The organism is Marinobacter sp. (assembly GCF_040882185.1).
Taxonomy (GTDB): Bacteria; Pseudomonadota; Gammaproteobacteria; order Pseudomonadales; family Oleiphilaceae; genus Marinobacter.
In genome coordinates this window covers 65,252-92,104 of the sequence record NZ_JBBEBW010000016.1, presented here as the reverse complement: position 1 = coordinate 92,104, position 26,853 = coordinate 65,252, and the positions used below count along the sequence as shown (strand labels likewise).

Here is a 26,853-nt window from a genome sequence, read left to right as displayed (position 1 = left end):
AGTGTAGCGTCCCACCGACTGAGTCATCATTGGTGGGGCGCCCGCGCTGGTGTCATTCTCTGGCAATCACATTACCAGCGTGCAGTCCGCATTCTTTTTTCGTGGCTTCTTCCCACCACCACCGGCCTTCGCGCTCGTGCTGGCCCGGCAGGATAGGGCGCGTGCACGGCTGGCAGCCGATACTGACGAAACCTTTTTCGTGCAGCGTGTTGTAGGGCGCCTCTGTCATCCGGATATAGTCCCAGACTTCTTTTGAGGTCCAGTCTGCCAGTGGATTGAACTTCACAAGCGTTTTCGCATCGCTTGAGAAGGCGTCGTCCCGCTGCACGATGGGCACGTCATTGCGAGTGTCGGGGCTCTGGTCCCGGCGTTGTCCGGTAATCCACGCATCAACGCTGGCGAGTTTGCGGCGCAACGGGTTGACCTTGCGAATCCCACAGCACTCTGAATGGCCGTCTTCGTAGAAACTGAACAAGCCTTTCTTGTTCACCAGCGCTTCCACTTCAGTAGCATCCGGAAACAGAATTTCGATATCAATCCTGTAATGACGACGAACCCGGTCGATGAACTCATAGGTTTCCGCATGGAGCCGTCCGGTATCCAGGGTGAACACCTTCAGGTTGTCAGTCATTTTATGAGCGAGCTCAATCAGGGCGACATCTTCCGCGCCGCTGAAGGAAATCGCGATATTGTCATATCGGGCCAGGGCTGCCTTGATAATGGCTCGGGGAGACTGGCCCTGAAGGTCGTTTTTCAACTGGTCGATGTCGGTCATAAACTCTCGGATGGATGATTATTTTGGAGTGAATTTACCATTGTCTGGCGCCGGGATGAAGGAATGACCCTGTCTAACCTTATGCCGTTGTGAACAAGAAATGCATTTTGAGGCGGTTTTTTCTATCATACGACCACTTGAGCCGACCGCTAAATCACGGCTCTCTTTTTAGAACTGACAGGAGAAACTTGTGGAACTTGCTTGCCTTGACCTCGAAGGTGTACTGATCCCGGAAATCTGGATCGCATTTGCGGAAAAAACCGGTATTGATGAGCTCAAGGCCACCACTCGCGATATTCCGGACTACGATGTGCTGATGCAGCAGCGCTTACGCATACTGGATGAACACGGTTACGGTCTGCCGGAGATTCAGGAAGTCATCGGCACGCTGAATCCACTGGAGGGCGCCCGGGAATTCATTGACTGGCTCCGCGAGCGTTTTCAGGTCGTCATCCTGTCAGATACGTTTTATGAATTTGCGATGCCATTGATGGCGAAACTGGGTTATCCCGCGCTGCTTTGCCACAAGTTGGAAGTGAACGAGCAGGGCCGGATTACCAATTACCTGCTGCGCCAGCGTGACCCTAAGCGCCAGTCTGTCAGGGCCTTTCAGTTGCTGAATTACAGGGTGATCGCTGCCGGTGATTCCTACAACGACACCACCATGCTGAAACAGGCAGAGGCAGGCATTCTGTTTCACGCCCCGAAAAATGTTATCGACGAGTTTCCTCAATTCCCGGCTGTTCACACCTTTGACGAACTTAGGGCAGAGTTCCTGAAAGCGAGTCAGCTGCATAGCTGATCTGTTCATTGTAGGATTTCAAGAAGCTCCATGAGGGGGCGCACCTTGGTCAGTGTCTCCTCATACTCGCTGACCGGGTCAGAATCCGCCACGATGCCGCCGCCTCCCCAGCACCGTATCTTTCCGTTTTCGCAATAGAGCGTCCGAATGGCGATATTGCTATCGATCCGGCCATTCAGGCCCCAGTAAAATACTGATCCGCAATAAGGCCCGCGCCAGTGCGGCTCAAGCTCCCGGATTATCTCCATTGCCCGAATTTTGGGAGCGCCGGTGATCGACCCGCCGGGAAATGCCTCAAGAAACGCTTTGAACGGGTCGGTGCCCGGCGTGAGTTCACCCTGGACATGGCTGACAAGATGGTGAACGTTCTGATAGGTCTCCAGCTCGAACAGACGGCCTACTTTGACGCTACCGGGTTGGCAGTTGATGCTGAGGTCGTTGCGCAGCAAGTCGACGATCATCAGGTTTTCTGCCCGATCCTTTTCTGAACGCTGCAGCTCTGAAGCCAGGGCGGCATCTTCGTCCGGGGTGTCACCCCGTCGGCGAGTGCCCTTTATTGGGCTGGTTTCGACGTGCCCCCGGTTGATTTTCAGAAAGCGTTCAGGGGATATTGAAAGCAGGGCCTGCCCGTTGAATCGCATAAACGCGCTAAACGGCGTTGAGTGGGTTTTGCTGAGTGCCAGGAACGCTGCCCAGGGGTCACCGTCATAGGTACCCTGGAATTGCTGGGCAAGGTTGGCCTGATAACAGTCCCCGGCCTCAATGTAGTCTTTAACCCGCCGGATGCCTGCAAGAAATACTTCCCGGTCCTGCTCAGGCTGGAAAGCTCGCGTCATATACCAGGAGAGTGGCCGCTCGGTTCCGGACTCTTGCCGCCAGACCGCTAACTGCTGCCGTGTTTGCGGTGCGCAATCCTTATGCAGAAACAGCAAGTACTCCCCGGTATGACGGTCGTAGGTCGCGACCCACAGGAACAGGCCAGCGCAGAATACCGGTGAGGGCATCGGCGGACAGAGCGCCTGGAGTCTGGGCTCCCGCAGATAGCCGAATTCATAACTGACGAACCCGAACCAGCCTCCGGGCAGGGGGTGTTCAGCGGCGCTTTCTTCAACCACAAAGGGTGCCGCTGCCTCAGTCAGTTCCTGACTGACGGGCCCCGCCGGGGCGCGCCCGAATTGCTGGCGGCAGGTGGCGTGGTCAAAGGTTATCTGATGGTGGGCGCAGGCTGAAAAGTGTTGATAGCGGCCAGAATTTCCATGATCCGCAGTACTCCCAAGGAAGATGAAATCTTTCTCCTGACTGGCATGACACCGCAAGCGCTCGAATTCCGATGCACTCAAGGCCTCAATGGAATGGTGTTTCAAGCCGACTCCCCGATTAATGAAAACAATGCCAAACAGCTCACAAAACGCTTATTGCGGCTTAATAGGGGGCTGCTTTAATGGCGACCACCCCCTCCGGTGCCCTTGATTTCATTATTTTACAGAAATTATGAATCAAGGGCGGCCTGATTCCTCCAATATGAAATCGAAAGACCGTCACCACGGGGTTTGCCCCTTTGAAAATTTTTTCAGAGCAAAGTGTTTGCTATAAAAATACATGGAGCCAGCTCACAATTCAGAATTCAGAGGTTCCCTGAATATACCGCAGGCAGAAAACAGAGAGCAGTAGATGGTTAAAGCGCTAAGAAGACGGTGGAGTCGGTGGGTTCATAAACGGATCCCCAGGTCGGATACCCAGCGTTTTGTTCAGAAAAATATCTTTATCTTGCCTACCGGTGCCGGGATCGTGTTCGGCTTTTTGTTGATCATTATGTTGCTCACCGGCATCAACTACCAGAACAGTCTCATCTACCTGATGACCTTTTTGCTGGGTGCCATCTTTGTTGCCGCGATGCACCAGACTCATCGTAATCTGTCTGGTCTTGAGCTGACGTTGATCAAGGCTGGCGATGGCTTCGCCGGTGATGATATCCCGTTTACTCTCCGCGCCGCCGCACCAGACGAAAATGCTGCAGCAGTCCGGCTGTCCACAAACGACCGTCATCTGGAGCATCAGAATATACACGCTGGCGAGCCTATCGATCTGGTAGTGTTGATCAAATCCTCAGCTCGGGGTTACCTGAGTATGGACCAGCTTCGGGTCGAAACCCGCTTTCCCTTCGGTCTGCTGAGCGCCTGGTCCTGGATGCGTCCGGCGGCGCAGGGCGTAGTCTTTCCTCGGCCTATAACACCGCCAGACAAGGGTGTGCCGTCAGCGAGTGGCGACAATGCGGCCGAAGAACGCTCCAGCGAAGGGCACGATCACGCTGAATTGCGGCCATGGCGTGCTGGTGATCTTAGCCAACGGGTACTCTGGAAGCGGTATGCACGTAGTGGCGATATGATCATTGCGGACTGGGAGGGCGAGCGGGGTAGCCCCCAGTGGCTGGACTACGATGCCTTTCCGGGCACTGATCCGGAGCTGCGGCTGAGTTACCTCAGTGCCCAGGTGCTGGACCGCGAAAGGTCAGGTTCTCCCTATGGTTTGAAGTTGCCCGGTCAGGTAATCGAGCCTGATGATGGCGCCGCCCACAAGGTACGCTGTCTCCGCGCCCTGGCCGTGTTCGGGGTGCGGGATGAAGGTTGAAGTTAACGAGCACGGCATTCCCACTTGCGCCTTGATATGGCTTATCGCCAGTTTTGGAATTCTGATACTGCCACAGTTTGATCGGTTGCCGGTTTGGCTGATGGCTGTCTGCATTACTCTGGCCGGTTGGCGCTGGCTGGCGCAAATGGGCCGGTTTCGTTTGCCTGGCCGTATTCTCCGTACCACGATTATGCTTGCGACCGTCGCACTCTATGTTGCGACGGTGAACGGTCACTTCTCCGTGGATACCGCAGCGTCCTTTTTCGTGCTGGCGGTTGGACTGAAATGGCTTGAAACCCGTGCGTCGCGGGATTTCTACGTGCTGTTTTTCATTCTCACCTATCTTGCAGCGGTGAACTTCCTGTTCCAGCAGGGTATTGGCTGGACATTGATGAATCTGGCTGGCGTGGTGTTTTTGCTGATCGGTCTGCAATTGCTCAACGCGCCAACCATGGCAGGAGCAATCAAAGCGAGCTGGAAGCGACTGGGCATGATGACGCTGAAAACGCTGCCCATTGTTCTCCTGCTATTCGTGTTTTTCCCCCGTATGTCGCCCCTCTGGAGTGTGCCGTTAGTCTCGGACCGCGGCATAACCGGCATCAGTGACACCATGACGCCCGGCTCAATATCAGGTCTTGCACAGTCCAGTGAACGGGCCTTTCGGGCGACCTTTGGTGGCCCCATTCCCGCGCACAGAGACCGTTACTGGCGTGGTTTGATTCTGGACCGCTTTGACGGTGAAACCTGGGATCAGTGGGACGATGCTCCGCTTCTGAGGCCTGGCAGGGTGGCTCTGGATGGCGGTATTGGAGCATTGAAGGTGAATCAGTACGACGTTTTGCTGGATGCCACAAATCAGCAATGGGCGTTTGCGCTTGAAAATTCTGTAGTGGTGTCGAATAACGTCCAGTCTGCTCCCGGCGAGTTATTCCGCTTCAGACGACCGGCGGATACCAGCGTGCGCTATCGCATGGCTTTTGGGTCCGAGGGCGTCAATCAACGCGATGGTGACCCGCTGTCAGATCTTGATCGTCGCCGTTATCTTCAGTTGCCGTCTGACGGCAACCCACGTGCACGCGCTTTAGCGGCCGATCTGAAGCAGAACACCAATGGCCCAAGGGCGTTGGCACAGTCCATTCTGGAGCGTTTTCGTTATAACGAGTATTTTTACACCCTCCGACCACCGGTAATGCTAGAGAACGGAGTTGATGCTCTTCTGTTCGATGAAAAGCGCGGCTTCTGTGCGCATTACGCCAGCGCGGCCACGTTCCTGCTGCGTGCAGCGGGCGTTCCGGCCCGTGTGGTGGTGGGGTATCAGGGCGGTGAAGTCGTTGCTGAGGGCGAGTATGTACTGGTCCGCCAATACGATGCCCATGCCTGGGTTGAAGTCTGGCTGTCTGAATCCGGCTGGACGCGCATGGACCCGACCGCGGCGATTTCTCCCGACCGTATTGAAAGTGGGTTGCGTGAAGCCGTGGCGGAAGAAGGCTCATTCCTGGAGAACAACTGGACGTCGCCGCAACGGTACGGTGATTTGGCCGTTGTACAGTGGGCGTCGTTGTACATGGACCGGCTCAACTATCAATGGCAGCGCTGGGTGGTCGGCTATCAGGGCCAGTCCCAGATGGATCTGATGTCGCGTTTGCCCGGAGGGTTGGGATTGCGGGAGTTGGGTTATGTCAGTGCGGGCCTGGTCGGCGTGGCGTTACTGGTCGCCGGACTTATCAGCCTGTGGCAGCAGCACACAGGCCGGTCCCGTGACCCCTATACCCGTTTACTTCATCGCTGGCACCGTCTGGTGGCGCGCAGGGGTATTGGTTTCGAAGCCGGTGACACTCCGGATCAGATTGCCCGTAAGGTAGGGCAGGCATACCCCGCTGCGCAAAAGCCAGCTGAGGCCTTTGCTCGAGGTGTGAACAATCATTACTATGGAGCTTCATACCAGTCGCCCCGACACACTCGAAAACAGGATCTTGCGCGCATGCGGCGGCTGTTGGCGAATTTCCGCGCAGCGCTGCATCAAACTGACAAACGCCCATTGAAATCGAGGTAAACCTTGCACACACCGGAACATGCAATGCCCTGGCTCGATGCGGCAAGGGCGTCCGTACACGGCCGATTTACTGCAAGCCAGCTTCCCCATGCGCTATTGATTGCCGGGGAGAAGGGTGTTGGCAAACGGGCATTCGCTGAAGAAGTGTCATCGTTTCTGGTGTGTGACCAGCCTGTCGATCAAGCGCTGGTAGCGTGCGGCAAGTGTAAGCAATGTGAGTTGCTTGCTGGTGAATCCCATCCGGATGTTCGGGTATATGCCCCGGAAAAATCCCGCATGATCAAGGTGGATCAGATCAGAGCACTCTCTGGCTTTGCGGTGGCATCTCCCCAGGTTGCCCGCCGGAAGCTGATCATTGTGGACCGGGCGGATCAATTGAATATTAATGCTGCCAACGCTCTGCTCAAGACTCTGGAGGAGCCTTCGGCAGACGTGGTGTTATTGCTGTTACAGGAAACCGGACGGCCAATTCTGCCTACCCTGATGTCGCGTTGCCAGCGATTGCTGATTCCTACACCCTCGACAGACATCGCTCAGCAATGGTTGCAGGGTAAACTGGCGGATACTGGCGTGGAGTATGGTGATGAGTTGCAAAGGCAGGCGCTGGAGCTGGCGGGGTTTGCACCGAGGCTGGCATTCGATTATCTGGCGGGTGATTTTCTGTCACTGCGGGCTGATGCCTTAAAGGCGTTTCGTCGTTATATGAAATCTGAAATTCCGGTATCTGAAGCTTCCAGGCCGTTCAAGGCACTGGGCCTGGAAGCCACACTCTGGTTAATGGAAGTCTGGGCGGCGGATCTCGCCCGGACGAGTGCAGGGGGAACCCCACGAGACAGCGATGCTGCAGAGATGTTGTCATTTCTGGCGTCGGTTAACCCCGCTTTCCGGGCGCACCAGTTGCGGGATGCTATCCATGAGGCCCGCTCGGCCAGTATTTACAATGCGAATCCTGAGCTCGAAGCACAGCGACTTCTGATACAGTGGCGCAGCCTCATGCCGGTCCGTAAACGTCGGGCCGGATAACAATCGAATAACAACAGCGCGAGGGTGAATCGTCACCAAGCCTGCTATGATTCGTTAAAAAGCTTTGGTGGCTTGCAAGGCGGCAACGCTGACAAGACAATTACGTTGATGAAAGGATAGAGTTATGGGGCCTGGTTTCGGCGCACGCAGTGGCATTCTGACCCTGACAATCAAAGATAAGGCCGTGCTGTACGCAGCGTATATGCCTTATATACGCCAGGGGGGTCTTTTTATCCCCACCCAGAAACAGTACCAGCTTGGTGATGAGGTTTTTCTTTTGCTTAATCTCATGGACGAGCCGGATAAGATCCCTGTAGCCGGTAAAGTTGTCTGGATTACGCCCAAAGGAGCCCAGGGTAACCGCGCCGCTGGCATCGGGGTTCAGTTCAACAGTGACGATGAAACCGCCAAAAACAAGATTGAGTCCTATCTTGCCGGTGCTCTCAGCTCGGATCGACCGACCCACACCATGTAAGGCATTGCTTCGTTCAATGACACAAACTTCTGTTTTCGACGCCAGCCAAGCCAGCGTGGCTATTTGTCATGAAATGCGCTGGACACTGCCCCATATGTCGCTGTCAGGTCTTCACTGGCCCTCAAAAGCACCGTCGCCTCAGCATCCACCCGTGATCATGCTTCATGGCTGGTTGGATAATAGCCTGTCTTTTACGCACCTGGCCCCGGGCTTACAGGACTTTACCGACGTTTACGCGGTTGATATGGCCGGTCACGGGCTATCAGACCACCGACCATCAGGGCAAAGCTATTTATTGGTAGATTATGTCGCCGACCTAGCCATGCTGGTGGAAAACGAGTTTGACGCGCCGATTGATCTGGTTGCTCATTCCCTTGGCGGTATTGTCGCTATGATGTATGCGGCTGCCCATTCGGAAAAGGTCCGCAAGCTGGTGTTGATCGACAGTCTGGGTCCGATCACTAGAGGCGCGGATGATGTGGTCGGCCAGCTTCAAAAGAGCATTACGAAACGTATCGCTGGGTCTGGTCGCAGTGCCCATTACACAACCATAGCCGAAGCGGCAAAAGCGAGGGAGGGCGGGCTGAGTCCGCTTTCCCATGAGGCAGCGATGACATTGGTACCGCGGAACCTGAAGCCGATGAGAGATGGTTTTGAGTGGAGGACGGATCCGAAACTGCGCCATCCCTCACCAATGCTGTTTGCAGAACCTCAGGCCATCGCTTTCCTGGAAGCGGTGACCACCGATACGCTCCTGGTACTCGCAGATAAAGGCCTGCTAGCTGAGCGTAAGTTTTGGTGTTCGCGCCTTGAAGCGGTCCCTTCTTTCAATAGGGTCGTAGTACCAGGTACACATCATTGTCACCTCGATGGTGATACCGCACCTGTAAAAGAAGCGGTCAGGAGGTTTTTGTTTCATGAGCTTTAACGTAGTGGGTTTCGTTCGTGCCAGCTGTTACCTGTTGGTTTTGATGTTGTCGGTATCCGCGGCGCAAGCGGCGAAGATTGAGCCGTTCCCGCTTGCTACCCTGGAAGCGGAGCGCCCGATCATCTCACCGAGCCACCGCATCCTTCTTAGCCCGGTTCGGGAGGTAAACAATGAAATTCGGTCCGACTCCCTTGTCCGCCTTGCCGTGCGCGGAGTTGGCCAGCGAATGCAAATAAGTCCGGATTCTGGCCGCGATGAAGCCAAAGATTACTATCTGAACGAGCTGGCTTCGCGTAATGCGGTCATTTTGTTTGACTGCACTGGCAGGGATTGCGGGAGAAGCAACGTTTGGGCGAATCAGATATTTAATGAGGCCACGCTTTATGGTCGCGACGCCGATCAGGATTATCTGGCCGCTGCCTACCGGGATGTAGACGATACTATCCATGTGGTACTGCTTTACACCGTTACCAGAGGTAACCAGCGTGAATACGTCTGGACAGAGCAGTTGTCAGTGCCGGAAGGCTCGGTAATTCCGGGCTTTCATGCCAGCTCTACACGCCTGCGTGGACCGATTATCGTGCCTTGGTCGGGTGGGGTGACCTACCGTTTTGACTGGAACGCGAATGACCGCCGGTTGCTGCAGGAATGGACGCAATCCGAAACCGACAGGGTGGTACTCGTGAGTTATTCGACTCTTGGTGAGCAGGGAGCATTTGAGGAATCGATGCGTCGGGCCACGGATGCAGTTGAATCGATGACAGTATTGCTCGGTAAAAGCGGCGTTCGAAAAGACCAGATAACACCGATTATCGTTGGGCCTGCGCTCGCATTTACTGACCCCGGGCGACAGGGCGACAGAATTGAAATTATGGTGGTCAGGGCTCCTTGAACCTGATTTTCCAAATGCCATGGAGATACAGCGGATGAGCAAGGCTTCCGACCCGGCAAAAGATGCCGCTGAAGACAATGACAAAGCTGGTGAAACCCGAAGCGAGAACCAGGTGGTTTCTGGCAATTCGGCCGCGGTCACCTCTGACAAACTCTCTATCAGAGGGCAACCCGACGGCGGGGACACAGAGACAAAACCCCCCAAGCGAAAAACCGTCGCTCTGACACTGGGAAGTGGCGGGGCCAGGGGCTACGCCCATATTGGCGCCATCGAGGCTCTGGTTGAGCGGGATTATGAGATTATAGCGATATCCGGCTGTTCCATGGGCGCCTTGATTGGTGGCGTGTATGCTGCGGGTAAAATGAAGGATTACAAAGACTGGGTTACCGGGCTGGGTCAGTTTGACGTATTGAAACTGCTGGATATTTCCTTGTCAGCCGCCGGGGCGATTCGTGGTGACAAGATATTTACCGTGGTTCGAGACATGTTGGGAGACATCCGGATTGAGGACTTGCCCATCTCGTTTACCGCGGTGGCTACGGACCTCCTGGCCCATAAAGAAATCTGGTTTCAGGAAGGGCCGCTTCACAAGGCTATACGGGCCTCGGTGGCCATTCCTAGTGTCGTGACGCCCGTGGTGCTCAATGGACGTGTGCTGGTTGATGGCGCTTTGCTGAATCCGTTGCCTATCGTGCCAACGATTTCCTCCCATGCTGATCTCATTTTTGCCGTTAACCTCAGTGGTGAGGACGACCGGCGCCACCGTATACCGGATGCAGCGTTTGCAGATGAACCGGAGAGTGACCTTGAAGAATGGGTCACCAGAATGCGGGGCAAGGCCTCCCGCTGGTTCGACTGGGATGTCCTTAAAAAGGTTGGTGGCAAGCCAGGCGATGAAGAAACGGCTGAAGAAAAGCTCAGCAAAGAGGCGCAAAAGAAAGAAGCCGAGAAAAAGCACTCTGACCATAAACCAGATGAAGATCCTGACACTATTGCCTGGGATAAGCTGGGTATTGGTAAGTTTGACGTTATGAACCTGGCCATCGAGACCATGCAAAGCGCCCTGGTGCAATATAAGTTGGCAGGCTATCCGCCGGATTTGCTGATCAATATCCCCAAAAATGCTTGCAGTCCATACGATTATCACAAGGCTCCGGAATTGATCCAGTTAGGGCGGGAGCGCATGATGGCCGCCCTGGACCGTTTCGAGCAGAACGAGAGCAGCTCCGGCGCATTGGCACTTTAGAATAAAGCTTCCGCGCAGGCCCGCGCCAGGGCTGCAGAGGCATGAAAATTCAGCGTATAATGCCTCTCAGTGGCGGGACAAACCGCCAACCAGTAATCCAGGAACCGGCTATCCGTGACTCACCCGATTGATGATTTGAAAACCGTCCGTGATTTTCTACGTTATGCGTCGTCGCGATTTGCCGCGTCGGATCTCTTTTATGGTCACGGTACTGACAATGTATGGGACGAGGCGGTCCAGCTGGTAATGCGTACACTGCATTTGCCCCTGGAGAACAATACGCTGTTTTTGGATGCCAATCTGACCTGGGATGAACGTCACTTGATTCTGGAGCGTCTTGAGCGGCGTATCGACCAGCGTATACCTCTTGCCTATTTGTTGGGAGAAGCCTGGTTCATGGGTATGCCCTTCCAGATTGACGAACGTGTGCTGGTCCCCCGTTCGCCGTTGGCGGAGCTCATTGTCACCGGTGTACAGCCGTGGCTTGGTAATCATCACGTAGAGCGTATTCTCGACTTGTGCACCGGCAGTGGGTGTATTGGTATTGCGGCAGCGACGGTTTTCGACGATGCCCGCGTGGATCTGGCTGATATTTCACCGGACGCATTGGCCGTGGCAGAAGCCAACATCACCATGCATGAATTGGGCGACCGGGTCAGAACAGTGCAATCCGACGTATTTAACGAGCTTGAAGGGCGCTATGATCTTATCCTGAGCAACCCGCCGTATGTTGATGCTGATGACATGGCCAGCATGCCCGACGAATTTCATCATGAACCAGTGCTCGGCCTCGCAGCGGGCCATGACGGTCTTGAATTTGCTCACCGTATTCTGGCTGGCGCCCATGCCCGGCTGAATCCAGGCGGATTGCTGATTGTGGAGGTGGGTAATAGCTGGCCTGCCCTTGAAGCGGCCTACCCGGCGCTGCCGTTTGTCTGGCTGGAGTTTGAACAAGGTGGAGATGGGGTGTTTCTCCTGACGGCAGAAGACCTGGCAGCCTGGTCGGCTGAAAATCAGTGAAAACGCTTTAATTTAACCATATAAGATGATGATTTATGTCTGGAAATTCTTTCGGTAAGCTATTTTCTGTGACCACCTTTGGTGAGAGTCACGGCCTCGCTCTGGGGTGCATTATCGATGGCTGTCCGCCGGGGCTTGAACTGTCTGAAGCCGATATCCAGGGCGATCTGGACCGTCGCAAGCCCGGAACCTCCCGACATACTACCCAGCGCCGGGAGGCTGACGAAGTCCGCATTCTGTCCGGTGTTTTCGAGGGGAAAACCACAGGTACACCGATTGGTATGCTGATCGAGAACACCGACCAGCGCTCGAAGGATTACTCGAAAATATCAGAGCAGTTTCGCCCTGCCCACGCTGATTACACCTACCAGCACAAGTATGGCTTCCGGGATTATCGTGGTGGCGGCCGTTCATCCGCCCGGGAGACCGCCATGCGGGTTGCGGCTGGCGCGGTTGCACGCAAGTTTTTGCAGCAACGTCTCGGGATCCGGATACGCGGATACCTGGCCCAGCTTGGACCCATCGTCATTGATAAACTTGACTGGTCACAGGTTCATGAAAACCCGTTTTTTTGTCCCGATGCCGATAAGGTTGCCGAGTTGGAGCAGTATATGGATGCTCTGCGCAAGGAAGGTAACTCTGTAGGCGCCCGTATCAATGTCGTCGCCGACCACGTGCCTCCGGGGTTGGGGGAGCCGGTGTTTGATCGTCTTGATGCGGATCTCGCCCACGCTTTAATGAGCATCAACGCTGTCAAAGGCGTGGAAATTGGCGCCGGGTTTGATTGCATTGCCCAGAAGGGTACTGAGCATCGCGATGAAATGACACCGGAGGGTTTTCTGTCAAATCATGCGGGGGGCGTTCTGGGAGGCATTTCCTCAGGACAACCTATTCTCGCCAGCATCGCACTCAAGCCCACATCCAGTTTGCGACTGCCAGGGCGTAGTATCAATGAACGCGGGGAGCCCGTGGAAGTCATTACTACGGGACGCCATGATCCCTGTGTCGGAATCCGCGCGACACCGATTGCCGAAGCCATGATGGCCATCGTATTGATGGATCACTATCTTCGTCATCGTGGTCAGAATGCGGATGTCGTGGTATCCACCCCGGATATTGAGTCCGGACGATAGGGTTTTCAGTCTCGTTTCCTTTGCTGGTGCTTCCGTAACAACCCACAGGTGACCGCTATTTACTGGCGATTGTCCAATCTCTACTTCTGGTTTTTTGCCCTGCTGGGGGCGTTGCTGCCTTACTGGTCGCTGTACCTGGAGGGCAGGGGGTTCAGTTACCTCGAAATCGCCACGCTGATGGCGACGATTCAGTTGACCAAAGTGATCGCGCCAAATGTCTGGGGCTGGCTTGGAGATCGTTCGGGTCGGCGGGTGCGACTGGTGCGTTTTGGCTCCGTGTTGGGAGCGCTTTGCTTTCTCGGCGTTTTTCTCGAGCCCGGGTTTTATGGCCTGTTGCTGGTCATGCTGGTGTTCACCTTCTTCTGGAACGCGATACTTCCGCTTTACGAAGTCATTACTCTGAACGGCCTGGGCCGCAACCGCGAACGATACGGTCGTGTGCGCCTTTGGGGATCGGTCGGGTTCATTGTGTCGGTGGCCGGTATTGGCGGGTTACTCGACATCCTACCGCTGGACTGGCTGCCCTGGCTGCTGCTCCCGCTGTTCGGGGGCATTGTGATCGCATCTTTTCTGGTGCCCTCCGAACGCCAGTCAATCAAGCCTCCCGCAGGGACAACAGCGCGCCTTGCCAAGATCGTATCGGATCCGGCAGTACTGGCGTTTTTTGCCATGAACATGCTGTTGCAAGTCTCTCATGGAGCCTACTACACCTTTTTCAGTATTCATCTTGAGAAGATCGGCTATGGCAAACTTGCCATTGGCCTGCTCTGGTCATTGGGGGTGGTGGCTGAGATTGGTATTTTCCTGATCATGCACCGCATTATGCGAGCGTTCAGTATCCGTCAGATAGCGTTGACTGCGTTGGCACTCACTTTATTACGCTGGATCATGATTGCGGAAGTATCAGAGATATTATTGCTGCTTATTGTGGCCCAGTGCCTGCACGCAGCTTCCTATGGGGCGCTGCATTCCATTTCGGTTCACTACATCCAGGGCTATTTTGGCCGCCACCATCATGGTCAGGGGCAGGCGCTCTACAGCGGGCTCACGTTTGGCGCCGGGGGTGCCATTGGGGCCTGGCTGTCCGGTTTTATCGTTGATGGCGCAGGGACACCGCTGGCATTCTGGGGGAGTGCGGCTGCGATTGCTCTTGCGATGGTTGTGGCCTGGTTATGGCTGCGACCACCGCCGTCAACTGTTGCTGGGAACCCCTAATGAAGCTCGCCCACGATGCCCAGCAGGGTTCTGGCGGGAGCCGATAGTGTTCTTCCGCGCAGGGCCACGGCTCCCAGCACCCGGGAAACATCCTGGTCGATTCCGAGCACGGTCAACGAATCGTCTACCATGCTTTGGGGTAATACACTCCAGCCAAGACCGACACTCGTCATCATCTTGATGGTTTCGAGGTAATTGGTTGGCATCTGCGGCTTCAATGTGAGGTCTGCATTCAGAAACAGGGCGCTGATGGCCCGATAGGTAGCGGTGCCCTTGTCTGGTAACAACGCGGGATAGTTGGCGAGATCCTGCAAGGAGGGCTGGGCTATGTCCGCCAGGGTGTGTTGATTACCCACCACAAACGCCATAGGGTCGGGCCAGCGGGTGTGAATCTCGAAACTGCGATCCATGCTTTCATTTAATGTAACGAAAGCGAGCTCCGCACTGCGTTTACGCATCTGATCAAAGGCACTTTCTGAATCCATGAACTGGAGGCTAAGGCTGACTTCTGGAAAATCCCGGTTCAGCCTGCGAAGCCATGCCGGTAAATGGTGAAGCCCGATATGGTGGCTGGCGATTAGCGAAAGCTGGCCACTTACCTCGCCGTCAAGGGCTGATAAAGACAGCCGGGCGTTGTGCAATTCATCGAGGATTCGGCGAGCGTAGGGCAGCAAACGCGTGCCAGCATCCGTTAGTCTGAGTTTGCGCTGGCTTCGGTCAATCACCGGTGACCCCACGAGCGCCTCGAGAGATGCTACACGTTTACTGATAGCCGGCTGAGTGAGATGTAGGGATTCCGCCGCTTCCGAAAACGAGCCTTCATCCACCACCGCTAAAAAGGCTGCCAGCGCCTGAGTGTCCATGTAACCCTCTCTGTCATAATTCCAAATTGGAATAGAGTTTATAATAAACATGAATTGAGGTTATGTTCTAGTAGGGTATATCATTTGTTTATCTGGCAACGCTCAGCGACTTATACCCAGAATTCTTTTTTGCACTGTTCTCGAACATTATGCCTTTGGAGGCTTCCATGGCGGGCAAGACGTTATACGATAAATTGTGGGATGACCATCTGGTGAAGCAACGGGACGACGGTTCTGCGCTGATCTATATTGATCGTCATTTACTCCATGAAGTGACATCGCCGCAGGCATTTGAGGGGCTTCGGATTGCCGGTCGCAAACCCTGGCGACTGGATGCCAACCTGGCGACACCGGATCACAACGTGCCGACCACCGATCGTGTTCTTGGCATCGACGGCATCTTGGATCCGGTATCGCGGATTCAGGTTGAAACCCTCGATAACAATTGTGACGAGTTCGGTATCCTGGAATTCAAGATCAGGGACCAGCGTCAGGGTATTGTCCACGTTATAGGCCCCGAGCAGGGCGCCACCCTGCCAGGTATGTCGATTGTCTGTGGCGATTCCCACACCTCGACCCACGGAGCATTTGGCACTCTCGCTCACGGTATCGGGACTTCGGAAGTCGAACATGTACTGGCGACCCAGTGTCTGGTGCAGCAGAAAATGAAGAACATGCTGGTTCGTGTCGACGGCACGCTGGCGCCGGGTGTCACTGGCAAAGACATTGTGTTGGCGATCATTGGTCGCATCGGTACCGCCGGAGGTACGGGCTGCGCGATCGAGTTTGGCGGTGACGCTATTCGTCAGCTTTCAATGGAAGGCCGGATGACAATCTGCAACATGGCGATCGAAGCTGGCGCCCGGGTGGGCATGGTGGCAGTGGACGACACCACGATTAACTATGTTCGTGGCCGTCCTTTTTCGCCCTCTGGTGACTCCTGGGACCGGGCTGTCGAGCACTGGCGTACTCTCCACAGCGACGACGACGCGGTGTTCGACAAAGTGGTTGTGCTTGATGCCGCTGAGATCGGCCCACAGGTGACTTGGGGCACTTCGCCGGAAATGGTGACCGGAATTGATGGCTTCGTGCCCGACCCGGATAAGGAAGCGGACCCCATCAAGCGTGAAGGTATCGTCCGCGCCCTGAAGTATATGGGTCTGACCGCGAATATGCCGATCTCCGACATCCGGCTTGATCGCGTGTTCATCGGTTCCTGCACCAATTCCCGCATCGAGGATTTACGGGAGGCTGCAGCGGTTGTGAAAGGCCGTAAAGTATCGCCGACTCTCAAGCAGGCGATGGTCGTACCCGGCTCCGGCCTGGTGAAAGTCCAGGCAGAGCAGGAGGGTCTGGACAGAATATTTCTTGAGGCAGGCCTTGAGTGGCGTGATCCGGGATGCTCGATGTGTCTGGCGATGAACGCTGACAAACTCGGGCAGGGCGAGCATTGCGCCTCGACGTCGAACCGGAATTTTGAAGGTCGGCAGGGCTTCGGTGGCCGTAGCCATCTGGTTAGCCCGGCGATGGCGGCCGCAGCAGCGATTACCGGCTACTTCACCGACGTTCGTGAACTGATTCATTGAGGAGAGCGCCATGCGCCCATTAAAGCAACATAAAGGAATCGTCGCTCCCATGGACCGTGCCAATGTGGATACGGACCTGATTATTCCGAAACAGTTTCTCAAGTCCATCAAGCGTACGGGGTTCGGGCCAAACCTGTTCGATGCTGCGCGCTATCTGGATGAGGGCAAGCCGGATCAGGATTGCTCTGAACGCCCGCTGAATCCGGATTTTGTACTCAACCAGCCGAGGTACAGCCATGCTAGCGTGTTGCTGGCGCGGCGCAATTTCGGCTGTGGGTCGAGTCGTGAGCACGCCCCCTGGGCGTTGGATGACTATGGCTTCCGGGTCATCATAGCCCCGAGTTTTGCGGATATTTTTTATAATAATTGCTTTAAGAATGGTTTGTTACCTATTGTTCTTGATGAAAAAATTGTTGATCAACTATTTGGTGAATGTGACGCTTCCGAAGGTTATGAACTCGCCATCGACCTGGAGAATAAATCGGTGGTGACACCGTCGACCGAGACTTTCAGTTTTGATGTCGACGACTTCCGTCGTCACTGTCTCCTGAATGGCCTTGATGATATCGGGGTCACGCTGGAAAATGCCGCACTGATTAAAGAATATGAGGACGCCCGGCGGCAGAGTGCGCCCTGGTTGTTTCACTGAAATAAGGGAAGGATGAATGAGCCAGTCAGTATTGTTATTGCCGGGTGACGGCATAGGCCCCGAAATTGTGGCAGAGGCCGAAAAAGTGCTGCGCAAGGTCAACGAGTCTTTTGGGCTGAATCTGGATTTCGATTCTGCCCTGGTGGGCGGTTCGGCTATTGATGCTACCGGCGGTCCGCTGCCAAAAGAAACCATCGATAAGGCTCAGAAAGCGGATGCCATTCTGCTTGGCGCGGTCGGCGGTCCCAAATGGGATCACCTTGAGATGGCCTTGCGACCTGAGAAAGGGCTGCTGGGGTTACGCTCGGGGCTGGAGCTGTTTGCCAACCTGCGGCCAGCAATCCTCTACCCACAGCTGGCCTCCGCCTCGTCGCTAAAGCCTGAGGTTGTCTCCGGGCTGGATATCCTCATTGTGCGCGAGCTCACCGGGGGTATTTATTTTGGCCAGCCCCGGGGCGAGCGTGTACTGGAGAATGGTGAGCGACAGGGTTTCAATACCTACGTTTACAGCGAGTCGGAAATCCGCCGCATCGGTCGCGTTGCGTTCGAAGCAGCGCGCCAGCGAAACGGAAAGCTTTGCTCGGTGGATAAGGCCAACGTGCTGGAAGTGACGGTGCTGTGGCGTGAAATCATGAACGAGCTTGCGAAAGATTATCCCGATGTTGAACTCAGCCACATGTACGTTGATAACGCCGCCATGCAATTGGTTCGGGCGCCGAAACAGTTCGATGTGATTGTGACCGGCAACATGTTTGGTGATATTCTTTCAGATGAAGCGGCCATGTTAACCGGCTCGATCGGCATGTTGCCGTCAGCGGCTCTGAATTCCGAAAAGCAGGGTATGTATGAACCTTGCCACGGCTCAGCGCCAGATATTGCCGGGCAGGGTATTGCCAATCCCCTGGCAACGATTCTGTCTGTCGCCATGATGCTGCGATATAGCCTGAATGCAGAAGAGGCAGCCTGTGCTATTGAAGCGGCCGTCAGTAGTGTTCTGGACCAGGGCCTGAGAACCGCGGATATCATGGCAGACGGTGGCCAACGGGTAAGCACCCGGGAAATGGGCGAAGCTGTACTGGCAGCGCTTTGAATTAGCAGACTTTCAAACCCGACGGTAGCACGATGCCGTTACCGCGGGATCATCCATCCGGTCCTGAGCCGGCGAGAGAGGCTCAGGGCTGGCATAAAATGAGGTTCAAAGGTCGCACATGAAGCGAGTTGGACTAGTTGGCTGGCGGGGTATGGTTGGTTCCGTGCTCATGCAGCGTATGCAGGAAGAAAACGATTTCGCCGATATTAATCCGGTGTTCTTTTCGACGTCCCAGGCCGGACAACCTGCGCCGGATGTTGGCAAGTCAGATGTGCCAGCATTGAAAAATGCGTTTGATCTGGACGCATTAAAAGAACTCGATGTGATCGTGACCTGTCAGGGGGGCGATTACACCAGCGAAGTCTTCCCGAAACTCCGCGAAGCAGGCTGGCAGGGTTACTGGATTGATGCCGCCTCCACACTGCGCATGGCGGATCACTCGGTTATCGTTCTGGACCCTGTCAATCGCAACGTCATTGATGAAGCGCTGGATAGAGGCACCAAAGACTTTATTGGTGGCAACTGTACCGTTAGCCTGATGATGCTTGCGTTGGGTGGCTTGCTGGAAAAAGACCTGATTGAATGGGTATCACCCATGACCTATCAGGCGGCCTCAGGTTCCGGTGCCCAGAACATGCGAGAACTGTTGTCACAAATGGGAGAACTGAGGGATAGCGTGTCGGACCTCCTGGATCAGCCATCATCGGCCATCCTCGAGATTGACCGAAAGGTTACAGAAACCTTGCGCTCTGATGGTTTTCCGACTGACCATTTTGAAGTGCCATTGGCTGGTAGCCTGATTCCGTTTATCGACAAGCAGTTGGATAACGGCCAGAGCAAGGAAGAGTGGAAAGCGCAGAGCGAGACTAACAAGATCCTGGGCCGCACTGCCAACCCCATTCCCATTGATGGTATTTGTGTGCGTATTGGCGCGATGCGAAGCCATAGTCAGGCGATGACTATCAAGCTCCGCAAGGACCTGCCGATAAGTGAAATAGAAACAATTCTGGCAAACGCCAATGATTGGGTAAAAGTCATTCCCAATGAGCGCGATGCGAGTATCAGGGAACTGACCCCCGCCAAAGTTACCGGTACGTTAAATGTGCCCATAGGTCGGATCCGAAAGCTGGCAATGGGGCCGGAATATATTTCCGCCTTCACTGTTGGAGATCAGTTGCTCTGGGGCGCTGCGGAGCCGCTCAGACGTATGCTGCGAATTTTGCAGGAGCGTTGATTGGGCAGTTTGAATGCCAGAATCGCGGTTAAAACCGCTCCTACGGGAAGCCACCGATACTTGGATAAATCGTAGGAGCGGTTTTAACCGCGAAAATGGAACTGAGTCCGGTTTTACGTAATTTAATTGGGGCGAAGGCTGTAAACAGTCTTCGCTCCTATTACTTTCAAAAGTAGGTTATTTACGCTGTTTCTCGTGATTAATGGGCATCCTGTCACGTTTAATAACCGCCCGGTTACAGACTGGAACCAGTGTTGACAGTAAGTTCCACCATCTTCATGAAAGAATGGTCCAATGATTGTGTGTGATTGATTGATAAAACTGGTTTTATCAACAATACTTGCGCAAATGTAAAATCGGCAACACCCATAATAACTAGACATATCAAGACGGAAGTCATCCAACCTCGTCCGATTCTGTTTAAAAAAAACAGTAACGAATAACGGAGACTGGTAAGGAAAAAGCATGAAGGTACGCAAGCTTGCGATTGCCCTGGCCTTGGCAGGAGGGCTTGGCTCTGGTGTTGCTCAGGCACTGGGGTTGGGAGAAGTTGAACTTCAGTCCTTTCTGAACGAGCCATTGGATGCAGATATCCGTCTGTTGAAGACGGAGGGTGTCAGTCGTGACGAAGTATTCGTCGAACTCGCCTCCCAGCAAAGTTACGAAAGGCTGGGTTTAACCCGAGACTTTTTCCTTAGTAATCTGAGATTTGAAGTTGTTACTGCGCCTAACGGTGAGCTGATGGTCAACGTCACCTCCCGTGAACCCGTGCGTGAACCCTATCTTAACTTTCTGCTGGAAGTGACGTGGCCCAGTGGTCGGCTAATGCGTGAGTACGCCGTTCTGGTTGATCCGCCGATTTACGCAGAAGAATCAGGGCTCCAGGAGCAGGTGCAGGCGACGTCCTCTGCTGCCAGTCCAGCAGAACCTCCCCGGCAGCAGGCGGCCTCGCGTGCTCCGACCCGACAATCTCAGGGTCAGGCAACATCGTCGTCTCCCCGGGTCTCCCCAGACAATACATTCGGGCCAACCAGTGCTACTGACACGCTTTGGGGTATCGCTGTGGCTGTTCGACCGAATGAGAGCCTCAGCCCACAGCAGGTCATGTTGGCTCTGCAGGACCTGAACCCGAATGCGTTTATTGATGGCAACATCAACAAACTCAAGCGCGGCGAAGTACTGCGCATTCCTGACCAGGATCAAATTCAGACGCGAACCCGCGCCGAAGCCGTTCGTCAGGTAACCGCCCAGAATGAAGCATTGACCCGTCCTGCCCGGGAAGTCGACGGAACTGAACAGGCCCCGCAGACAGCAGCAACCGGCTCAACGCCCGATCAAAGTGGTGACGAACTCCGGTTAATAGTACCTGGCGATGGGCCGAGGTCGTCAGAAGACGGAGCCTCTGCGGGGTCGGATGGTAGCAGTACCGGAGGGTCTGAAGCAGATCGTGCCGCTGCCCTTGAAAGCCTGGATGAGTCACGCCGGGAGAATGAAGAACTGACGACGCGAGTCGATGATCTGCAATCTCAGGTAGAGACACTTCAGCGTTTGATAGAGCTGAAAGATTCCCAGTTGGCTGACTTGCAGGCAATGGCCCAGGCAGAGACAGAGACAGAGACAGAGACAGAGAGCGCTGAAACTACTGACAGTCGCATGGCAGACGAAACTGACGTGGCAGAAGGCGGTTCGACGACGAATGATGAAAATGCAGGCCCCGCCAGCGGAGACCAATCTGACTCTGACACAACTTCCTCAGAAGAAGCCACTGTAGAACAGGCTACTGTCGAAGAGGCCACTGAGAGTGAGACGGATACCGGCATCGAGGCGGCGACGGATGCCGATACTGCCACCGAGACAAGTGTCGATATCGAAACTGATACCGACACCGACACCGGTCGCGATGTAGAAGCGGCCAACGGAGGTCAGGAAGCACCGGCGCCTGGCGATTCCGCTGGGCAGGGTGATGTTGCCACGACTAATGCCGAGGCACAGTCTTTATCCGGTGGGACCGATGCCGGGGACGACACTGCCGGTAATACAGGCTCCGAGATGGCAGCGGCCCCACCGGTTACGCAGACCGAACAGAAGCCTGATGCCAAAATGCCACCCGCTGAACGGCCCGTTGATAAGGGCTTCCTGGGCAATACGATCGATGCGATCAGCAACAACCCGCTATACCAGATTGCGCTGGGAGGTGGGCTTGTACTTTTGCTTCTGTTGCTATTGTTGCTTGCTCGTCGCAACGCCAACCGCGAGAAAGCTTTCTACGAGCAATTGCACAATGAATCGGACGAAGATTCTGATGGCTTTGATCTGACGCTCGATGATCATGATGAACCGGAGGAGCCACCGGGGGAAAGTGACCCGATTTCAGACGCTGACGTCTACATTGCGTATGGCCGACTGGATCAGGCAGCGCACTCTTTGGAAACGGCAATTTCCCGCGAGCCCAGCCGAACGGATTTACGACTGAAGTTGCTTGCAGTCTATGCCGACAGTCAGGATCGTGGTGCGTTCGAAAAGCAGTTCAGTGAACTGGAGACGCTGGGCGATGAGCAAGCGGTTGAAGAAGCGTCAGCACTGAGGTTGCGCCTCAATGAAGCGGAAGCCATGCCCAGCATCGATGATCTCGAGTCGCAGTTGCGCTCTGACACCTACGGGTCTGCGGTTGCCTCGGACACCGACCAGGAAGAGGAGACCTCATACTCTTTCAATGAGGCTGCTGAAATGGAGCCTCGTGAAAGTCAGTTCGATACCTCATTGGAAAGCTTCGAGCTTGAGGATGATCTGAACAGGTCATTGGAGAGTGAAGAAGTCGACGAGAGTGATGAACCGATAGAATACGATGTATCGGCGCTTGAAAAATCCTCCGTCAACGAGGAGAGGCTGGAATCCGAAGGCTCACTGGAGGAGGAACTCTCGAACTCGGTCGAGGACGAAAAAGACTTGGACTCCGATGATGAGCCGCTGGATCTGGGCGACGAGTTCGCCTCTCTTGATCTGGATGATGATGGCGATCTTGATCGTCTGCCGGAAGAAAGCGAAGATGAATTGCCTTCTCTGGACGATGATGAGCTGACAACGTCTGAAGACGGTTCACTTGATGAATCCTTCCTGGACGAACTCGATGCGGAGCTTGAAAAGGTGGCGAGTGAGGACAGTGAAGAAGAGGCACTTGCTTCTGACGAAGATCTTGATGATCTCGAGTTGGATGTCTCCGATGAAGATCTGGCTCTGATGGAAGAGGTTGCCGATAAATCAGACGACGCCGATGAAGTGCCATCTCTTGAAGATGAGTTGGATAACGAAGATGATGCGCCGCTTGTTGAACCCGGCTCAGATGTAAGCGATGAGGCAGCACCCGCTTCATCTGCAAGGTCGATGAGTCGTGAAATTGATGAGTCTGAACTTGGGGACGATGACGACGACTTCGATTTCCTCTCAGGAACTGACGAAGCCGCTACCAAGCTTGATCTTGCCCGGGCCTACATCGAAATGGGAGATTCGGACGGTGCTCGGGATATTCTTGAGGAGGTTTCGATTGAAGGCAGCGATGAACAGAAAACGGAAGCACAGGATCTGCTTAAAGATCTGGCCTGATTCGTTATAATTGCCCCATCGTGCGCAAAACGCCGGTACCCGAAAGGTAACCGGCGTTTTGTTTTGTTACTTGTACCTTTAGCCGGTAGACCTCTTGTTTCAGACTCCGCTCAAATTAATGACCGATACTCCGATAGGTAGCGGCCGTGTTGCCCTGGCATTCGAGTACGATGGTGCTGGCTACCATGGCTGGCAATTTCAGAAATCAGGCATCCCGTCCATAGAGGGCGCTCTGGTAAAGGCTATATCCAAGGTGGCAGACCATCCGGTGGAGTTGGTCTGTGCGGGGCGCACAGACGCCGGAGTGCATGCAAGTTATCAGGTTGTTCATTTTGATACACCTTCGGTACGGGATATGCGGGCCTGGGTGATGGGCATCAATACCGGGTTGCCGCCAGCTGTATCGGTGCATTGGGCCGGCGCCGTGCCTGAAGATTTTCATGCCCGTTTTTCGGCTATTTATCGGCGCTACCGGTATATTATTTTCAATCATGAAGTGCGCCCGGGCATTCTCAGGAAGCAGGTTTCCTGGACATTCCGCCCACTCAACGCCGAAGTCATGAATAATGCCGCTCAGGTGTTGCTCGGAGAACATGATTTCTCGGCTTTCAGAGCCGCCGGGTGTCAGTCGAGAACACCGAACCGCCGACTCGACTCCATTGCAGTCAGTCGTCACGGCGACTATCTGGTCCTGGATGTGAAGGCCAATGCCTTTCTTCACCACATGGTCCGGAACATTGCCGGTGCATTGATGGCGGTGGGTTCCGGCAAGCGACCGGAACACTGGATTCGTGAGATACTTACGGGAAGAGACCGCAAGTTGGCGGGTGTAACAGCGCCGCCAGATGGGCTTTATCTGGTTGATGTAGGTTACCCTGATCACTTCGGCGTTCCCAAAAGCCACCCGGGCCCGGGGTTCGTGCGCCCATGGCAGAATGACTTTATGAGCGAAAACGGATGACGGTTCGTACCAAAATATGCGGCATCACCACGGTACATGACGCACGCGCGGCGGCGGAAGGCGGAGTCGACGCCATCGGGCTGGTGTTTTACGATCCCAGCCCAAGAGCAGTGACTCCTTCGGTCGCGTCTGAAATCGCTCGTTCAGTACCCGCTTTTGTGAATGTGGTGGGGTTGTTTGTGAATCCGACAAAAGCTTTTATCGAAGGCGTATTGGCGCAAGTGCCGTTGGATACCCTGCAGTTTCACGGTGACGAGCCCCCTGAATTCTGCCATCAGTTTGGCCGGCGCTGGATCAAGGCGGTACGGGTTCAGTCAGAGGCCGATATTGTGAACGCCTTTGATACTTACCGAAAAGCAGCAGGGATTCTGGTGGATGCATACGACCCTCAACGTTACGGCGGTACGGGAAAAGGTTTTGACTGGACTCTGATTCCTGCAGAGCGCCCACTGCCGCTTATCTTGGCCGGTGGGTTGGACTCTGATAATGTAGCCCGCGCTATAGAGCAGGTCAGGCCGTGGGCAGTCGATGTAAGTGGTGGTGTTGAGCGCGAGAAAGGCATCAAAGATGTCGCTCGCATGAATAATTTTTTGAGAGAGGTTCACCGTGTCGATAAAACTGACTGAAGATATGCTGGCAATGCTGCCTGACACCCGCGGCCACTTCGGTGATTACGGCGGGCGATTCGTGTCGGAAACCTTGATGGACTCTCTGATGACCCTCGAGAAAGAGTATCTCAGGTTGAAGAAAGATCCGGAGTTTCAGGCCCAGTTTGATTACGACCTGGCTCACTATGTGGGCCGACCGAGCCCGTTGTATTTTGCCGAGAGGCTGACCAGGGTTGTGGGCGGTGCGCAGATTTGGCTGAAACGTGAAGATCTTAACCATACCGGCGCTCACAAGATCAATAACACCATCGGGCAGGCTCTGCTGGCCAGCTTTTTGGGTAAAAAACGCGTGATCGCAGAGACGGGCGCCGGGCAGCACGGTGTCGCCACCGCCACTGTGTGCGCGCGTCTGGGGCTCGAGTGTCACGTTTTTATGGGCGCTGAAGATGTACAGCGCCAATCATTGAACGTCTTCAGGATGAAGCTGCTCGGTGCTCAGGTCCACCCTGTAACCAGTGGTACCCGCACCCTCAAAGATGCCATGAACGACGCCATGCGTGACTGGGTGACCAACGTAGATGATACTTTCTACATTATTGGAACCGTTGCAGGCCCCCATCCATATCCACTGTTGGTAAGAGATTTCCAGGCGGTCATTGGACGTGAAACCCGAGCGCAGTGCCTTGAACAGGCGGGCAAATTGCCCGATGCCCTGGTCGCCTGTGTCGGTGGTGGCTCTAATGCTATCGGTATGTTCTATCCGTTTTTTACCGATGAGTCTGTGGAATTCTACGGTGTAGAGGCTGGCGGTCTCGGCATTGAAACCGGAAAACACGCAGCGCCTCTGTCTGCTGGTCGCCCGGGTGTATTACACGGAAACCGAACCTATCTGATGGAGGATGAAAACGGTCAGATTGCCGGTACTCATTCTGTCAGTGCTGGTCTTGATTATCCTGGAGTGGGGCCAGAGCATAGCTGGCTGAAAGACATCGGCCGGGCGCAGTACGTGTCTGTTACTGATGACGAAGCGCTGGATGGTTTCCGCAAACTGACTCGAATCGAAGGCATTATGCCCGCCCTCGAAACTGCCCACGCCGTGGCATATACCATGAAGCTGGCAGCGGATATGGACAAGGACAAGATTGTCGTCATCAATATTTCCGGGCGAGGGGACAAAGACATTCACACCGTGGCTCAACTCGACGGTATTGAGCTTTAATACGGATTGCCAACGATAGAGGAGCAGGCATGAGTCGAATTGAAGGCGTGATGAATGCATTGAAAGACCGGGGTCGCAAGGCACTGATTCCTTTCATAACCGCCGGTGACCCGGCGCCGGAGCAAACGGTTGGTTTGATGCACACGCTGGTGGCCGCCGGTGCCGATATTATTGAGCTCGGGGTGCCGTTTTCCGACCCTATGGCGGATGGACCGGTTATCCAGCGTGCGTGTGAGCGTGCGCTCGTTCACGGTACGTCTTTGCGTCAGGTGCTGGGTATGGTAAAGACATTCCGGGAAACCGACGACAAGACCCCGGTGGTACTGATGGGGTATCTCAATCCGATGGAAGCCATGGGGTTCGAAGCGTTTGCAGATTCGGCAGTTGCCTCCGGTGTTGATGGCATTCTTACCGTAGACTTGCCACCAGAAGAAGCAGATCAGGTGGCTCCGTTGTTTACGGAGCGTCATCTGGACGCTATTTTCCTGCTTGCTCCAACGACCACTGATGAAAGAATTCGCGCAATCAGCGAGCACTCCTCCGGTTATGTGTACTATGTTTCTTTTAAGGGCGTGACCGGCGCTTCCAATATCAATGTGGAAGAGGTCGCTGCCAAGGTTAAGCATATTCACGAACTGACAGCGCTTCCAGTGGCTGTCGGCTTCGGCATTCGCGATGCGGAGACAGCCGCTGCGGTTGGACGGGTATCCGATGGTGTAATTGTCGGTAGCGTTCTGGTCGATACAATAGCCCGAAATCAGAACGATTCCGAACAGCTCAAGCGAGCCTTGACGGACCTTCTGCATCCCATGCGTAACGCGCTGGACGGACTTGCCTCCTGATTCAGCATCAC

The 26,853-nt window shown here is 54.7% G+C and carries 23 protein-coding genes; 20 read left to right on the top strand and 3 right to left on the bottom strand.

Features of this window, described 5'->3' with window-relative positions; translation table 11 throughout:
* Positions 1-52: 52 nt before the first annotated feature.
* Entirely contained in the window at positions 53-775 is a 723-nt protein-coding gene (locus WEB64_RS09560) for a phosphoadenylyl-sulfate reductase (protein WP_368058740.1), read from the bottom strand.
* Positions 776-965: 190 nt separating this feature from the next.
* Here WEB64_RS09560 and thrH point away from each other — a divergent pair, with 190 nt between their 5' ends.
* Positions 966-1,577 (top strand): bifunctional phosphoserine phosphatase/homoserine phosphotransferase ThrH, encoded by a 612-nt coding sequence (gene thrH, locus WEB64_RS09555; protein ID WP_368058738.1) that lies wholly within the window; start codon positions 966-968, stop codon positions 1,575-1,577.
* A gap of 5 nt (positions 1,578-1,582) precedes the next feature.
* Here thrH and pabB read toward each other — a convergent pair whose 3' ends face one another.
* On the bottom strand, positions 1,583-2,941 hold the full coding sequence (gene pabB, locus WEB64_RS09550; RefSeq protein ID WP_368058736.1) for an aminodeoxychorismate synthase component I: 1,359 nt from the start codon (positions 2,939-2,941) through the stop codon (positions 1,583-1,585).
* Positions 2,942-3,365: 424 nt separating this feature from the next.
* On the opposite strand from pabB, the gene WEB64_RS09545 reads away from it, so the two are divergent.
* From WEB64_RS09545 to WEB64_RS09500, 10 genes are all read left to right on the top strand, one after another.
* On the top strand, positions 3,366-4,205 hold the full coding sequence (locus WEB64_RS09545; RefSeq protein ID WP_368058734.1) for a DUF58 domain-containing protein: 840 nt from the start codon (positions 3,366-3,368) through the stop codon (positions 4,203-4,205).
* Entirely contained in the window at positions 4,195-6,258 is a 2,064-nt protein-coding gene (locus WEB64_RS09540) for a DUF3488 and DUF4129 domain-containing transglutaminase family protein (protein WP_368058732.1), read from the top strand. Before WEB64_RS09545 ends, WEB64_RS09540 begins: the two co-directional genes overlap by 11 nt.
* A 24-nt stretch (positions 6,259-6,282) precedes the next feature.
* Positions 6,283-7,281: a DNA polymerase III subunit delta' gene (locus WEB64_RS09535; protein ID WP_368058730.1), complete on the top strand. Its 999-nt coding sequence runs from the start codon at positions 6,283-6,285 to the stop codon at positions 7,279-7,281.
* A gap of 124 nt (positions 7,282-7,405) precedes the next feature.
* A complete protein-coding gene (locus tag WEB64_RS09530; RefSeq protein ID WP_368058728.1) occupies positions 7,406-7,756 on the top strand; it encodes a PilZ domain-containing protein in 351 nt (116 codons plus the stop codon).
* A 16-nt stretch (positions 7,757-7,772) separates the two neighbouring features.
* Positions 7,773-8,684 carry an alpha/beta fold hydrolase gene (locus WEB64_RS09525; protein ID WP_368058726.1) on the top strand — a complete coding sequence of 304 codons (912 nt, stop codon included), beginning with the start codon at positions 7,773-7,775 and terminating at the stop codon, positions 8,682-8,684.
* A complete protein-coding gene (locus tag WEB64_RS09520) occupies positions 8,674-9,576 on the top strand; it encodes a DUF4892 domain-containing protein (protein ID WP_368058724.1) in 903 nt (300 codons plus the stop codon). Before WEB64_RS09525 ends, WEB64_RS09520 begins: the two co-directional genes overlap by 11 nt.
* A 34-nt stretch (positions 9,577-9,610) precedes the next feature.
* A complete protein-coding gene (locus WEB64_RS09515; protein ID WP_368058722.1) occupies positions 9,611-10,822 on the top strand; it encodes a patatin-like phospholipase family protein in 1,212 nt (403 codons plus the stop codon).
* Between the two features lie 114 nt (positions 10,823-10,936).
* The gene (prmB, locus tag WEB64_RS09510) at positions 10,937-11,842 is read left to right on the top strand and encodes a 50S ribosomal protein L3 N(5)-glutamine methyltransferase (RefSeq protein ID WP_368058720.1); all 906 of its coding nucleotides are present in this window, start codon (positions 10,937-10,939) and stop codon (positions 11,840-11,842) included.
* Positions 11,843-11,877: 35 nt separating this feature from the next.
* Positions 11,878-12,975 carry a chorismate synthase gene (gene aroC, locus WEB64_RS09505; protein WP_368058718.1) on the top strand — a complete coding sequence of 366 codons (1,098 nt, stop codon included), beginning with the start codon at positions 11,878-11,880 and terminating at the stop codon, positions 12,973-12,975.
* Between the two features lie 48 nt (positions 12,976-13,023).
* On the top strand, positions 13,024-14,190 hold the full coding sequence (locus tag WEB64_RS09500) for an MFS transporter (RefSeq protein WP_368058716.1): 1,167 nt from the start codon (positions 13,024-13,026) through the stop codon (positions 14,188-14,190).
* Here WEB64_RS09500 and WEB64_RS09495 read toward each other — a convergent pair.
* Positions 14,187-15,053: a LysR family transcriptional regulator gene (locus WEB64_RS09495; RefSeq protein WP_368058714.1), complete on the bottom strand. Its 867-nt coding sequence runs from the start codon at positions 15,051-15,053 to the stop codon at positions 14,187-14,189. The genes WEB64_RS09500 and WEB64_RS09495 overlap by 4 nt on opposite strands.
* 167 nt (positions 15,054-15,220) lie before the next feature.
* On the opposite strand from WEB64_RS09495, the gene leuC reads away from it, so the two are divergent.
* The 9 genes from leuC (at position 15,221) to trpA (ending at position 26,842) form a co-directional block, all read left to right on the top strand.
* The gene (leuC, locus tag WEB64_RS09490) at positions 15,221-16,639 is read left to right on the top strand and encodes a 3-isopropylmalate dehydratase large subunit (protein WP_368058712.1); all 1,419 of its coding nucleotides are present in this window, start codon (positions 15,221-15,223) and stop codon (positions 16,637-16,639) included.
* A gap of 10 nt (positions 16,640-16,649) precedes the next feature.
* Positions 16,650-17,288 (top strand): 3-isopropylmalate dehydratase small subunit, encoded by a 639-nt coding sequence (gene leuD / locus WEB64_RS09485; RefSeq protein WP_368058710.1) that lies wholly within the window; start codon positions 16,650-16,652, stop codon positions 17,286-17,288.
* 16 nt (positions 17,289-17,304) lie between these two features.
* On the top strand, positions 17,305-18,378 hold the full coding sequence (leuB, locus tag WEB64_RS09480; RefSeq protein ID WP_368058708.1) for a 3-isopropylmalate dehydrogenase: 1,074 nt from the start codon (positions 17,305-17,307) through the stop codon (positions 18,376-18,378).
* Between the two features lie 118 nt (positions 18,379-18,496).
* The gene (gene asd, locus WEB64_RS09475; RefSeq protein WP_368058706.1) at positions 18,497-19,612 is read left to right on the top strand and encodes an aspartate-semialdehyde dehydrogenase; all 1,116 of its coding nucleotides are present in this window, start codon (positions 18,497-18,499) and stop codon (positions 19,610-19,612) included.
* A 465-nt stretch (positions 19,613-20,077) separates the two neighbouring features.
* Positions 20,078-23,212 carry a FimV/HubP family polar landmark protein gene (locus WEB64_RS09470; RefSeq protein ID WP_368058704.1) on the top strand — a complete coding sequence of 1,045 codons (3,135 nt, stop codon included), beginning with the start codon at positions 20,078-20,080 and terminating at the stop codon, positions 23,210-23,212.
* Positions 23,213-23,330: 118 nt separating this feature from the next.
* On the top strand, positions 23,331-24,173 hold the full coding sequence (gene truA, locus WEB64_RS09465; RefSeq protein WP_368058772.1) for a tRNA pseudouridine(38-40) synthase TruA: 843 nt from the start codon (positions 23,331-23,333) through the stop codon (positions 24,171-24,173).
* Positions 24,170-24,799 (top strand): phosphoribosylanthranilate isomerase, encoded by a 630-nt coding sequence (locus tag WEB64_RS09460; RefSeq protein WP_368058702.1) that lies wholly within the window; start codon positions 24,170-24,172, stop codon positions 24,797-24,799. Before truA ends, WEB64_RS09460 begins: the two co-directional genes overlap by 4 nt.
* A gap of 4 nt (positions 24,800-24,803) precedes the next feature.
* On the top strand, positions 24,804-26,000 hold the full coding sequence (trpB, locus tag WEB64_RS09455; RefSeq protein ID WP_368058770.1) for a tryptophan synthase subunit beta: 1,197 nt from the start codon (positions 24,804-24,806) through the stop codon (positions 25,998-26,000).
* A gap of 29 nt (positions 26,001-26,029) precedes the next feature.
* Entirely contained in the window at positions 26,030-26,842 is an 813-nt protein-coding gene (trpA, locus tag WEB64_RS09450; RefSeq protein WP_368058700.1) for a tryptophan synthase subunit alpha, read from the top strand.
* Positions 26,843-26,853: the final 11 nt, after the last annotated feature.

Bases quoted from the DNA above. Each gene is read 5' to 3' on its own strand.
- WEB64_RS09560 (WP_368058740.1), bottom strand. From the start codon at position 775: ATGACCGACATCGACCAGTTGAAAAACGACCTTCAGGGCCAGTCTCCC.
- WEB64_RS09540 (WP_368058732.1), top strand. From the start codon at position 4,195: ATGAAGGTTGAAGTTAACGAGCACGGCATTCCCACTTGCGCCTTGATA.
- WEB64_RS09535 (WP_368058730.1), top strand. From the start codon at position 6,283: ATGCCCTGGCTCGATGCGGCAAGGGCGTCCGTACACGGCCGATTTACT.
- WEB64_RS09530 (WP_368058728.1), top strand. From the start codon at position 7,406: ATGGGGCCTGGTTTCGGCGCACGCAGTGGCATTCTGACCCTGACAATC.
- WEB64_RS09525 (WP_368058726.1), top strand. From the start codon at position 7,773: ATGACACAAACTTCTGTTTTCGACGCCAGCCAAGCCAGCGTGGCTATT.
- WEB64_RS09520 (WP_368058724.1), top strand. From the start codon at position 8,674: ATGAGCTTTAACGTAGTGGGTTTCGTTCGTGCCAGCTGTTACCTGTTG.
- WEB64_RS09515 (WP_368058722.1), top strand. From the start codon at position 9,611: ATGAGCAAGGCTTCCGACCCGGCAAAAGATGCCGCTGAAGACAATGAC.
- aroC (WP_368058718.1), top strand. From the start codon at position 11,878: ATGTCTGGAAATTCTTTCGGTAAGCTATTTTCTGTGACCACCTTTGGT.
- WEB64_RS09495 (WP_368058714.1), bottom strand. From the start codon at position 15,053: ATGGACACTCAGGCGCTGGCAGCCTTTTTAGCGGTGGTGGATGAAGGC.
- leuC (WP_368058712.1), top strand. From the start codon at position 15,221: ATGGCGGGCAAGACGTTATACGATAAATTGTGGGATGACCATCTGGTG.
- leuD (WP_368058710.1), top strand. From the start codon at position 16,650: ATGCGCCCATTAAAGCAACATAAAGGAATCGTCGCTCCCATGGACCGT.
- leuB (WP_368058708.1), top strand. From the start codon at position 17,305: ATGAGCCAGTCAGTATTGTTATTGCCGGGTGACGGCATAGGCCCCGAA.
- asd (WP_368058706.1), top strand. From the start codon at position 18,497: ATGAAGCGAGTTGGACTAGTTGGCTGGCGGGGTATGGTTGGTTCCGTG.
- WEB64_RS09470 (WP_368058704.1), top strand. From the start codon at position 20,078: ATGAAGGTACGCAAGCTTGCGATTGCCCTGGCCTTGGCAGGAGGGCTT.
- truA (WP_368058772.1), top strand. From the start codon at position 23,331: ATGACCGATACTCCGATAGGTAGCGGCCGTGTTGCCCTGGCATTCGAG.
- WEB64_RS09460 (WP_368058702.1), top strand. From the start codon at position 24,170: ATGACGGTTCGTACCAAAATATGCGGCATCACCACGGTACATGACGCA.
- trpB (WP_368058770.1), top strand. From the start codon at position 24,804: ATGCTGGCAATGCTGCCTGACACCCGCGGCCACTTCGGTGATTACGGC.
- trpA (WP_368058700.1), top strand. From the start codon at position 26,030: ATGAGTCGAATTGAAGGCGTGATGAATGCATTGAAAGACCGGGGTCGC.